This window comes from Roseburia sp. AF20-18LB (assembly GCF_003461185.1).
Lineage (GTDB): Bacteria > Bacillota > Clostridia > Lachnospirales > Lachnospiraceae > Roseburia_C > Roseburia_C amylophila.
This window is the reverse complement of sequence record NZ_QTWP01000004.1, coordinates 79955-92794: the sequence shown is the minus strand read 5'-3', so window position 1 is coordinate 92794 and position 12840 is coordinate 79955. Positions and strand designations below refer to the sequence as shown.

At 40.7% G+C, this 12840-nt stretch carries 8 protein-coding genes; all 8 read left to right on the top strand.

The genetic code is table 11. The features are described 5' to 3' along the window. The first annotated feature begins 37 nt into the window (after window positions 1-37). The 8 genes from DWX65_RS09440 to carB all read left to right on the top strand — a co-directional run bounded on the left by DWX65_RS09440 (window position 38) and on the right by carB (window position 12492). Window positions 38-727, top strand: a complete 690-nt coding sequence (locus DWX65_RS09440) for a response regulator transcription factor (protein WP_008120506.1) — start codon at window positions 38-40, stop codon at window positions 725-727. After that, entirely contained in the window at window positions 703-1968 is a 1266-nt protein-coding gene (locus DWX65_RS09435; RefSeq protein WP_118173335.1) for a sensor histidine kinase, read from the top strand. Before DWX65_RS09440 ends, DWX65_RS09435 begins: the two co-directional genes overlap by 25 nt. Before the next feature lie 136 nt (window positions 1969-2104). After that, window positions 2105-2779 carry an ABC transporter ATP-binding protein gene (locus DWX65_RS09430; RefSeq protein ID WP_015520995.1) on the top strand — a complete coding sequence of 225 codons (675 nt, stop codon included), beginning with the start codon at window positions 2105-2107 and terminating at the stop codon, window positions 2777-2779. After that, window positions 2776-5220: an ABC transporter permease gene (locus DWX65_RS09425; RefSeq protein ID WP_118173334.1), complete on the top strand. Its 2445-nt coding sequence runs from the start codon at window positions 2776-2778 to the stop codon at window positions 5218-5220. Before DWX65_RS09430 ends, DWX65_RS09425 begins: the two co-directional genes overlap by 4 nt. A gap of 491 nt (window positions 5221-5711) precedes the next feature. Then, window positions 5712-6212 (top strand): replication initiator protein A, encoded by a 501-nt coding sequence (locus tag DWX65_RS09415; RefSeq protein ID WP_118173333.1) that lies wholly within the window; start codon window positions 5712-5714, stop codon window positions 6210-6212. Between the two features lie 124 nt (window positions 6213-6336). Continuing rightward, entirely contained in the window at window positions 6337-7626 is a 1290-nt protein-coding gene (locus tag DWX65_RS09410; RefSeq protein WP_118173332.1) for a ComEC/Rec2 family competence protein, read from the top strand. 589 nt (window positions 7627-8215) lie between these two features. After that, window positions 8216-9286 (top strand): carbamoyl phosphate synthase small subunit, encoded by a 1071-nt coding sequence (locus tag DWX65_RS09405; protein WP_118173331.1) that lies wholly within the window; start codon window positions 8216-8218, stop codon window positions 9284-9286. Further along, window positions 9286-12492, top strand: coding sequence for a carbamoyl-phosphate synthase large subunit (gene carB / locus DWX65_RS09400; protein ID WP_117947699.1), 3207 nt, complete (start codon window positions 9286-9288; stop codon window positions 12490-12492). Before DWX65_RS09405 ends, carB begins: the two co-directional genes overlap by 1 nt. Window positions 12493-12840 lie beyond the last annotated feature (348 nt).

Sequence of the window (12840 nt, the reverse complement as noted above, 5' to 3'; positions counted from 1 at the left end):
ACGAGGAGAATAGTTAATAAAGAGAGGCGCATATGCTATGCCAGGTATACTTGTGGTTGAAGATGATGAAAATTTAAATCGTGGAATTACATTTTCACTGAAAAAATCTGGATATGAGGTTTTTTCAGCAGAATCAGTGAAAAAAGCGAAAAGAATTGCAAGTGATAATAATGTGGATGTTACCATTTGTGATGTGAATCTTCCGGATGGGAATGGACTGGAATTTGTAAGGTGGATGAGATGCAATTATAATACATACATTATTTGTCTTACAGCACTAGATCAGGAGATGGATCAGGTCATGGGATATGAAGCTGGGGCAGATGATTATATTACAAAGCCGTTTAGTCTTTCGGTACTTCTTTTGAAAATAGAAGCACATTTCCGTCGCAGACAGGAGAAAACGGAAGCCGGAAAGATGATTTCGGGAGATATCGTATTTATCGCAGGAGAAATGAAAGTCCTGATAAAGAGTCGTGAAATCAGTCTGACAAAAACGGAGTTGAAAATGCTGACTTTTTTTCTTCAGAATCCGAAACAGATTCTTTCAAAAACACAAATATTGGAAAATGTGTTTGATCTGGAAGGGGATTTTGTGGATGAAAATACAATCGCTGTCAATATCAGAAGACTCCGTGAGAAAATCGAAGACAATCCGGCTGCACCGGTCTATATAAAGAATATCAGAGGTCTTGGGTATATATGGAATCAGGAGGTAAGGCAGTGACAAAGAGATATCGCAAGAAGATTACAGTAGTGCTCTCCCTGGTATTACCTGTCATATTATTGTTTGTAATATTAAATTGCTTTACCACGTATGCGTTTTATGAAGATTATAAATATAAAATGAATCTTATGACAGAGATTGCTGCAAAGGAAGAATTTTCCGGGCTGGATGCTGTTTCGGAATTGCTTAAGGATAAGGATATTGAAACGAACGAACAGGGAAGGCGATTATTGGAGCAATATGGATACTGGGGGTATAAAGGGAATGCATTTTATTCGCAATTCCGGCATCAGGTTATGGTGACCGGTGCTGTAAGCACTGTGATATGCGTGCTTCTTTTGACTTTTTTACTTTATTGGAAGAAAAAAGAAGATGCGTGTCATCAGAAAATTTTAGACCAGTTGGAAGAAATTCTGATCAGATTCCGTGAAAATAAATTTGATGATTTACTGAAAACGGAAAATCATGCAGAACTGGAAAAATTGAATGACCAGCTTGAAGCAATCGGACATCATATTCAGTTACTAAAGGAAGAAGCACGGGAAGAAAAAGAGAGCACGAAAGAAATGGTTTCTGATATTTCTCACCAGTTAAAGACACCGGTTGCAGCTTTGGATATATGTTTTAGTGTGCTGATGCAGAATGACTTAAGTGTTACAGAACAGGAGGAGTTTCGTGTCCGTTGTCGGAGTGCTCTGGATGGACTGGAGACATTATTACAGTCGCTTCTTGAAATATCCAAGATGGAAACTGGACTGATTCAGATGAATAAGAAAAAACTTCCGCTTATGGATACTGTCATATCTGCTGTGAACCGTACTTATCCCAAAGCGGATGAGAAAGAGATTGAATTCGTTTTTGACTATGCAAAAGAGCTGGAAACATGCACGATTATGCAGGATAAAAGGTGGCTTGGTGAAGCTGTGATCAACGTTCTGGATAATGCAATCAAGTACAGTCCGTGTGGTTCAAAAATATTTATCCGGTTACAAAAAAGAAACGATCTTGTAAGAATGGAAATTGAGGATCAGGGAATTGGTATTCCGCAGAATGAGTATCACAAAATTTTTCAACGATTTTACCGAGGAAGTTCCAAGGAGGTCATGGAAAAGAGTGGTACAGGAATCGGACTTTTTCTATCGAGAGAAATTATCGAAAAACACGCAGGTACGATTACGGTAACCTCCGGCAAAAAGAAAAAAGGAAGCATGTTTGTGATTCAATTACCATATGTTGGTTAAATTTTAAGTGAGCAGAAATCTTACAATTCTGTAAGACTTCTGCTTGTTTTTTGAAAGTGAAATGAAAGATTATCCTGATACAATTTGGATGTAGGTTGAAAAGGTACACTTTACAGAATGAAAAAGGAGGCAACACATGAGTGTGATATTAGAAACCAAGCAGCTTTGTAAATTTTATGGCGCGGGTGAGAATCAGGTCAAAGCGGTCAATCAGGTGGACATTCAGATTGAGCAGGGAGAATTTGTCGCAATTGTCGGAAAGTCAGGTTCCGGTAAAAGTACATTACTTCATATGCTTGGAGGGCTTGACACCCCTACAAAAGGCAGTGTTACTTTAGCCGGGAAAGATTTATACAGGATGAAGGAAGATGCCCTTGCTGTTTTCCGCAGAAGAAAAATCGGATTTGTTTTTCAGGCATTTAATCTGGTTTCATCTGTTAATGTCTGGGAAAATATTGTACTGCCACTGGGGCTGGATGGAAGAAAAGTGGATGAAGCGTATGTAAATGATATTATTGCAACTCTGGGGATTGAAAAGAGGATTTACAATCTGCCAAATCAGTTATCCGGAGGACAGCAGCAGAGAGTGGCAATTGCAAGAGCACTGGTGAATCGTCCGGAAATTATATTTGCAGATGAGCCGACAGGAAATCTTGATTCCAAGACCAGTGATGAGGTAATCGCCCTGCTTAAGATGACAGCAAAAAAATATGGACAGACAATTGTAATGATTACCCATGATGACGAAATTGCACAGGTCGCTGATCGTATTCTGGTAATTGAGGACGGACAGGTGGTGGATTTCAGATGAAGACAATAAGCAGGATTGCATATAGCAATGACAAAAAGAACAAGACAAGAAGTATACTGATTATGATGTCCATATGTCTGACTACGATGCTGCTTGTGATTATCAGTACTGTGGGAAATGGAATGATCCGTTTACAGAAAAGTCAGGCGGCAGGCTCATATGGAAGCAATTATGGTTTGTTTGTCGCAGCAGATGCCTCGCAGTTAAAAGAAGTAAACCGCCGTGCGGAAATAGATGCGACAGGCACTATGTGCACCGAAGGTATCATAAAAGGCAACGAAAACGGTGGTTTTGTCTGCATGGATGAGACTGCAAGAAAAATGCTTCCCTATAATAAGGAATATGAGTTAAAGGAAGGAAAGTATCCGGGGGGAACGCAGGAAATTGCCGCAGGAAGAGCATTTTTTCGTGAAATGGGATATGATGATGTAAAGGTCGGAGATACGGTTACACTGGATTACCGCGCAGGGATGCAGTCAGAATATAAGCCGGAAGAATTTGTTGTCAGCGGAATCCTATATGACCGGGATGAGTATACCATCGAGGCATCTTATGTTGCTTTCGGGTCACAGGAGTTTTATGATGAGCACGTCGCAGAGAATGACAGACAGTATAATATTTATTTTACTTTAAATGATTCTGCAAATGTATCTATGAATAATATTGATTCGGTTATAAAGCAGATTGCAGCAGCTTGTGGGATCGAAGAAAAAAACGTTATAGTCAATGATCTCTATTTGCAATGGGTCTTGCAGCCGAGTTATGAAACGATTGCGGTATGCGGGGTTTTGATTCTTGCAATTGTACTTTTCTCTGTTGTGGTCATTTATAATATTTTTCAGGTCGGTATTGCCAACAAGATACAGGAGTATGGAAAAATCAAGGCTCTGGGAGCGACAAAAAAGCAGATGAAACAACTGATCTTCAGAGAGGGCATTTTTTTGACATTTTTTTCAATACCGGTTGGATTGCTTTTTGGCTTTCTGATTGCAAAATGCGGTTTTAACTGGCTGGTAGAACAGGGGAACCTTGTATCAACCGGAACTGGCTCTATGGGAGTTCAAAATCAGCAGGTGCCTCTGTTTTCCCTGCCTGTTATGCTTCTCTGTATTTTCGTATCATTTCTTACCGTTGCTTTGGCACTGCGTAAACCAATGAAAATTGTTTCACGGATTTCACCTATCGAAGCAACACGGTATTTAGAAAATGCAGAAACACAAAAAAAAGGAAAACGAAATGGCAGAAAAAATGTCACCGTGTTTTCTATGGCAATGGCAAATGTAACGGGTAATCCCAAAAGAACTATTGGTACTATCCTCACAATGGGGTTTTCTTGCGTATTGTTTGTGATTATCTCTAATTATGTGGGAAATATTGACACGGAGCATGAAGCACGTCTTTCCGTTAATCATGGACAATTTGAACTGCAGCTTGACTATTCTGCTGAGTATGATGAAAGATATCCGGAGAATAATCTGGATACGATTCTGACGGATGATCCATTGAATGATTCGCTGATTGAAGAAATCAAAAGCATTCCGGGAGTAACAGATGTCATGACGAGAGAGATTGTCTCTGTAAATCTGAACGGAACAAGATTTCCGGCTATTATTGTGAATAAAAAGGATTTTGATTTTATGCGCCAGGACGGGGATATTGGCTCTATGGACTATGATCAGGCGGTAAAGAATGGTGATATTTTCTTTGGCTGGTCAACGTGGATGGAACAAGATGGGTATGCTCCGGGTGAATCCATTGCATTTGACTTTGAGAATGGAAGTGGAACCTATACCTATCAGGGAAAGATTGCAGGATCTTTTGTAAGTGCGGACACTTATCTTGTCATTCCGGAAGGTGTATATCGTTCCATGAATCCGAGAGGAACAGCCTATGGCTATCTGTGGGTGGACTGTGATAAAAAAGATGTGGCATCTGTAGAACAAAGTCTGAATACTTTGATTTCTAATACTTCACATATGAAAATGGATACTTATCATGCGCAGTTACAATCTGCCGAATTTGCAAGCAGCATGATGAAGCTTGGCTGTTATCTGTTTATGGCGGTTGTGGGACTCATCGGGTTTATGAATATGGCGAATACCATGATCATGAATATTACGACAAAAAAGCAGGAATATGGTATATTACAGGCTGTGGGTATGACAAATAAACAATTAAATTTATGCCTGCAGTTACAGGGACTGATTTTTACGGTTGGCACCATATGCGTAGCTTTGATCATTGGTCTGCCGCTCGGCTATGCACTTTTTTCCTATGCAAAACATAATGGAATATTTGGAATGAATATCTATCATGTTCCAATCGTACCAATTTTTATTATGATTTTTTTGGTCGGTCTGTTGCAGATTGTACTTTCCTGCGTTTTAAGCAGTAATCTGAAAAAGGAAACGCTGGTAGAAAGAATAAGGTATCAGGGATAGCAAGTAATATGTAGTGAACTAGGTCTTAACGAAGAGGAGAAATAGATAACTTCCAATTTGTATGTATGGTAAATCTAAACCGTATTTTAGCAATATTTCCTGAGTGGGGGCAGAAAGCGCCCCCGTACCCACGTGAAAATATAATTGCAGGCGATTACATTTTAGCAGATACGCAAGCGTTTCTGAGTAAGCGTCACAGACAACAAAATAAGAAAATTTTGATAAGGCATATCACTGGAATAAGTGAGTGTTTTTTTTGTTTTCAAATATTCAATTAACTGAAAAAGTAAAAAAGTTTTCCTCAGGGGCTGTAAAAATACCTTTCAGCGTTTCGTATTAATGAAAGGGTATTTTTTGCAGGAAAAATAAAAAATTTTCATCAAGAGCCTGTGTTTATGCCCTTCATCTTTTATATATGTGTAAGAACATTTTTTAGCCGGCATAAAAATGATTTTTACAACAGTTAGAAACAGAAATGAGGCGAGAAAAGAATGAAATATGAATACATGAAGGAGTCAGAGCAGATGATTCAGTACTTCCGGTTTCCGAAGTTTTTGCTAAAACTGCGAATTTCTCAAACTGCAAAATTCCTTTATATGATTTTGTATGACCGGGCGCGGATATCGAGAAAGAATAGCTGGATAGACAAGTATGGAAACGTTTATCTGATATTTCCAATAGATGAATTGTCTGTTCAAATCGGCAAATGCAAATCTTCTGTAAAAACAACATTGAAGGAATTAGATGATGAGGGATTATTGGTTCGCAGATTCGGTGGATTTTCAAAACATAATCATTTATATGTAAAAATTCCATCTGATGAGATAGGTTTACAGCCAGTTGATAATAAGGCGTTTGAAAAGATGGCGATAACAGAGTCAGAAAAGCAACCATCATCTAGCCGAAAAAATGGCTGTGCAGGAGTCGGAAATGTGGCACCTAGTAAAGTAACTGAGAAATATAAAAGAAATAAATATTATGAAGTAAATTAAGGTAGTTTAATATGGAAGTGGGATGACGCTCTGGCTTAGGCTGGAGTGTTTTTTCTGTGGAAAAAACATAAAAAAAATATTATAATAGAAAAGAAATTTTAAGAAAAACGGAGGAGTTAGGAAAATGAAATCGAAATCCGGAAACAAGAAATTATGGATTGCAGTTATTATTTTCGTATTGATGATAGCCGGAGCAATCGGCAATCATTCGGATAATAAGAAAGAAAAGCCTGACAGGGAAAGTTCCGTTGCCACGGAAGCACAGACTGAAACAGAGACAGAAAGCAATACAGAGCCTGGTGGTGATACGGAGGATTTTGTTACCGAGGGAGTCATCAGTAATACCTATAAGACAGATAGCAGTTCCGCCGGACAGATGCAGGTGCATTTCATAGATGTAGGGCAGGGCGATGCTGCCTTGATAGCTTGTGATGGTCATTACATGCTGATAGATGCCGGCAATAATGACAAAGGAACAACGGTACAGTCCTATCTTATGAGCCAGGGTGTAGAGAAACTGGATTATGTCATAGGAACGCACCCGGATGCAGACCATATTGGCGGACTGGATGTAGTAATTTATAAATTTGACTGCGATACAATTATCATGCCGGATGTGGCAAATGACACCAGAACTTATGATGATGTGGTGCAGGCAATGAAGTCCAAGGGTTACCAGACTACTTATCCGGTAGTTGGAGAGACTTATACTTTGGGAGGAGCAACCTTTACCATTGTGGCGCCAAATGCAGACTATGGAAATGACATGAACGACTGGTCGGTGGGTGTGCTGGTGCAGAATGGCAACAACCGCTTCCTCTTTACCGGAGATGCAGAAGAAAAAGCGGAAGAGGACATTTTGAATAATGGAATTGATATTTCGGCAGATGTCTATGCGGCAGCGCATCATGGAAGCAAGACAGCCACAAGTCAGGCTTTTTTGGATAAGGTATCACCGACTTATGTGGTAATCAGTGCCGGTGAAGGCAATAAATACGGACATCCTCATGCAGAGGTGCTGAACCGTCTGCGGGCAGCCGGCATATCCGTGTTTCGTACCGATGAACAGGGTACGATTGTAGCCACGTCAGATGGAAATGATATCACCTGGAACTGCTCCCCATCAGAAAGCTGGAAAGCAGGAGAACCGACCGGAAGTAGTGATAGTACAACAAATAATTCCACAGCAGACAGCACTACATCATCAGGCAGCAGTGATGCAGGTATAGCTGCAGATGCATCCGGCAGTTCAAATAGTGACAGCAGTTCCGTTATGGTACATATTACAGACACCGGTTCAAAATATCATTCGGCAGGCTGCTCGTATTTGAAAAAGAGTGACCATGAGGTGACTTTGTCAGAGGCGAAGAACATGGGGTTGACACCATGCTCAAGATGTAACCCGCCACAGTAATGAGAAAAACTAATCGCCAAGCCCCTTGCACTTTTTATAGGATTAGTATACAATGATTTAAGTTAGAAACAACTAACTTCGTGCGAATCATAGGGACTTCTTTAGAATATGGAGACGAAAATATCCGTATTCACCGGAAGAAATATTCTTCCGGGAGGCAGAGTCCTGTATCTGACAAAATATGAAGAGGAACTGCACCGAGCTTCAAAGTTATAAACTTCCAAAAGCTGGTACGGAATATACCGCAGAGCAGTTAATCGTACTCCTATAGATAAATGATATTCTTTAACAAACACCAAAGAAGCTGCAGTACGGCAGCTTCTTTTGGCGTGCCGGGAAAATGGAAGGGTGGTTATTATAGAGGGAAAAAGAAAAAATGCATAAAAAATGGATAAGTATGCATCAAACTTAGTGACTATTTGTTTTGCGAAAAAGGTTGAAAAAACCTTCCCGATATGGTAGAATTTTTACAATTTAGGTAGCTTGTGCAGGCTTGGTGCATTTTTTTATGCAGAAGGAAGGAAAAAGAGATGACTGACTCTTTTTTTTTGCGCAGGTATCGGAAGAATAGAAAGGACAGGGTGAACAAATGAAAGCTTTTCTTATATTGGAAGATGGCAATGTATTTACCGGAACCAGCATCGGTTCAACACGGGAAGTCATCAGTGAAATCGTATTTAATACGTCGATGACAGGGTATTTAGAGGTACTGACAGATCCATCTTATGCAGGACAGGCGGTAGTAATGACATATCCGTTAATTGGAAATTATGGAATTACACCGGATATGGAGTCAGGACGTCCATGGGTAGATGGATATATTGTAAGAGAATTATCCAGAATGCCGAGTAATTTCCGCTGCGAAGGAACCATTCAGGATTTCCTTACAAAATATGATATACCGGGAATTGCAGGAATTGATACCAGAGCATTAACAAAGCTCTTGCGTGAAAAAGGAACAATGAATGGAATGATTACAACAGATGAGAATTACAATCTGGATGAGATTATTCCAAAATTAAAGGCTTACACCACAGGAAATGTGGTAGATAAAGTAACCTGTGAAGAGAAAAGCGTATTGCCTGGAAAGGGCAAAAAAGTAGCATTGTTAGATCTTGGTGCTAAGAGAAACATCGCCCAGTCATTAAATAAAAGAGGCTGTGAAGTTACCATTTATCCGGCACATACCACAGCGGAAGAAATCTTAAGCACAAATCCGGATGGAATTATGTTGAGTAACGGACCTGGAGACCCGAAGGAGTGCAAGGAGATTATTGCAGAGATTCGTAAATTATATGAATCCGACACACCGATTTTTGCAATCTGTTTGGGACATCAGCTGATGGCACTTGCAACCGGTGCAGACACATATCATTTGAAGTATGGTCATCGTGGAGGAAATCATCCGGTTAAGGATTTAAAGACCAATCGTGTATACATTTCCAGCCAGAATCATGGTTATGCAGTAGATACCAATACCCTGGATGAGAAAGTTGCAAAACCGGCATTTGTAAATGTAAACGATGGAACCAACGAAGGATTAGAGTATGTCGGAAAGAACATTTTCACCGTACAGTTCCATCCGGAAGCATGTCCGGGACCACAGGATTCTGCTTACCTTTTTGACCGTTTTATTGAGATGATGGGAGGAACGAAATAATGCCTAAGAATAAAGATATTAAAAAAGTATTAGTAATTGGTTCTGGCCCGATTGTAATCGGACAGGCTGCAGAGTTTGACTATGCAGGAACACAGGCATGTCGTTCTTTAAAAGAAGAAGGAATCGAAGTTGTTCTGGTAAACTCCAATCCTGCTACCATTATGACAGATAAGGATATTGCAGATGAAGTTTACATCGAGCCATTAACTGCAAAAGTATTAGAGCAGATTATCATAAAAGAAAAACCGGACAGCGTCCTTCCTACTCTGGGTGGACAGGCTGGCTTAAACCTTGGTATGGAGCTGGCAGAATCCGGATTCTTAGAGAAACAGGGTGTCAAACTGATTGGTACAACTGCTGAGACAATTTTCAAGGCAGAAGACCGTCAGGCATTTAAAGATACCATGGAAAAAATCGGCGAGCCGTGTGCACCATCCCAGGTAGTACACAATGTGGAAGATGGCATTAAATTTACCAATACCATCGGATATCCGGTTGTACTTCGTCCTGCGTATACCTTAGGAGGAAGCGGCGGCGGAATCGCACATAATGAGACAGAGCTTATCGACATCTTATCCAACGGACTTCGTCTGAGCCGTGTCGGAGAAGTGCTGGTAGAACGTTGTATCGCAGGCTGGAAGGAAATCGAGTACGAAGTAATGCGTGATGCCAATGGAAACTGTATTACTGTATGTAATATGGAAAACATTGACCCGGTTGGTGTACATACCGGAGACTCTATCGTAGTAGCACCTTCCCAGACATTAGGTGATAAAGAGTACCAGATGCTGCGTACTTCTGCACTGAATATCATTTCCGAATTAAATATTACCGGTGGATGTAACGTACAGTATGCACTGCATCCGGAAACCTTCGAATATTGTGTTATCGAGGTTAATCCTCGTGTATCCCGTTCTTCTGCATTAGCATCCAAAGCAACTGGATATCCGATTGCAAAAGTTGCTGCAAAGATTGCACTGGGCTATACCTTAGATGAAATCAAGAATGCAATTACCGGAAAGACATATGCAAGTTTTGAGCCAATGTTAGACTACTGCGTAGTAAAAATCCCAAGACTTCCATTTGATAAATTCATCACTGCAAAACGTACGTTAACAACACAGATGAAAGCAACCGGAGAAGTTATGAGTATCTGCAATAACTTTGAAGGTGCCCTGATGAAAGCAATCCGTTCCTTAGAGCAGCATGTAGACAGTCTTTTATCCTATGACTTCAGCAAGCTTTCTGATGAGGAGTTACAGGAGCAGTTACATGTAGTAGATGACCGCAGAATCTGGGTTATTGCAGAAGCGCTGCGTCGTGGCGTATCTTATGATAAAATTCATGAGATTACAAAGATTGATAAATGGTTTATTGACAAACTGGCTATCTTAGTTGAGATGGAGCAGGATTTAAAGACAAAACCACTTACCGTAGAGCTTTTAAAAGAAGCAAAACGTATGGAATTCCCGGATAAAGTCATTGCAGAACTTACCGGAAAGAGTGAAAAAGAAATTCATGACATGCGTTACGAAAATGGTATCGTAGCAGCCTTTAAGATGGTTGATACCTGTGCCGCAGAGTTTGAAGCATCCACTCCATATTACTATTCCGTATTTGGCAGTGAAAACGAAGCAACAGAGACAACACCGAAGAAGAAAGTTCTGGTATTAGGTTCCGGCCCAATCCGTATCGGACAGGGTATCGAGTTCGACTACTGTTCTGTACACAGCACCTGGGCATTTGCCAAGGAAGGCTGGGAGACAGTTATCGTAAATAACAACCCGGAGACGGTATCAACAGACTTTGATATTGCAGATAAACTGTATTTTGAGCCACTGACACCGGAAGATGTTGAGGCAATTGTAAAATTAGAAAAACCGGACGGAGCTGTAGTTCAGTTCGGTGGACAGACCGCAATCAAGCTGACCGAAAGCTTAATGAAGATGGGTGTCAAGATTCTTGGAACCAAGGCAGAAGATGTAGATGCTGCAGAGGACAGAGAGCTTTTTGATGAAATCTTAGAGAAGACCGGAATCCCAAGAGCAGCAGGCGGAACTGTATTTACCGCAGAGGAAGCAAAAGAAGTTGCACACCGTCTGGGTTACCCGGTACTGGTTCGTCCTTCCTATGTATTGGGCGGACAGGGTATGAAGATTGCATACAATGATGAAGAGATTGAAGAATTTATCGGAATCATCAACCGTATTGCTCAGGATCACCCGATTCTGGTTGATAAATACCTGATGGGTAAGGAAATCGAAGTAGATGCCGTATGCGATGGTACAGATATTTTAATTCCTGGTATCATGGAGCATATCGAGCGTACCGGAGTACATTCCGGAGACAGTATTTCCGTATATCCGGCACCGACCATCAGTGATGAAGTAAGAGAAATGCTGGTAGAATATACCAAGCGTTTAGCACAGGCATTACATGTAGTAGGACTGATTAACATCCAGTTTATCGTAATGGACGAGCAGGTATATGTCATCGAAGTAAATCCACGTTCTTCAAGAACGGTACCATATATCAGTAAAGTTACCGGTATTCCAATCGTAGACCTGGCAACCAAGGTTATCATTGGAAATACCATCAAGGGAATGGGTTACACACCGGGACTTGCACCAACCGCAGATTATATCGCAATCAAGATGCCGGTATTCTCCTTCGAGAAACTGCGTGGAGCAGAAATCAGCCTTGGACCGGAAATGAAATCCACCGGAGAATGCTTAGGAATTGCCAAGACCTTTGATGAAGCTTTATATAAAGCTTTCTTAGGAGCAGGTGTTCAGCTTCCGAAATATAAGCAGATGATTATGACGGTAAAAGATGCGGACAAGCCGGAAGCAGTCGGCGTAGCAAAACGTTTTGCAGCCTTAGGCTACAAGATTTATGCAACCAGAAGTACTGCAAAATATTTACAGGAGCATGGCGTAGATGCACTGCGTGTCAATAAGATTACCCAGGAGTCACCAAACGTTATGGACTTAATCTTAGGTCATAAGATTGACCTTGTCATCGACACACCGACCCAGGGAAATGGTGATAAGAACCGTGACGGATTCCTGATTCGTCGTAATGCAATTGAGACCGGCGTATACTGTATCACGGCAATGGATACAGCCAACGCACTGGCAACCAGCTTGGAGAATGCTCAGTCAGAGCTTACTCTGGTAGATATTGCAACCGTGAAGAATATTTAAGAGCAAAGAAACAGCCTCATGTGTTTCAAGTGGAACACATGGGGCTGAAATTTTTGCTGTCAGGCATCTGTAAGAAGCTGCCGGTAGCAGGTGCTGCAGGTGCAGACAGCGTTTATATAATATATACAAAAACGGAAACATAATTTGAATAAAAATGACAATTGACAAAGAAATGTAAAATGGTTAATCTGATAGTTAGTTGCTGAAGAATCAGCGGGAGTACTGAGCTATGGAAAATGATATGAAATAATCGGATAGGACAATTCATAGATACCGGAATTCTCCGGTGATAATCCCAAATGATATGAGGCAATAAAAATAGAATAGCAGGTCTCTAAGGAGGTATAT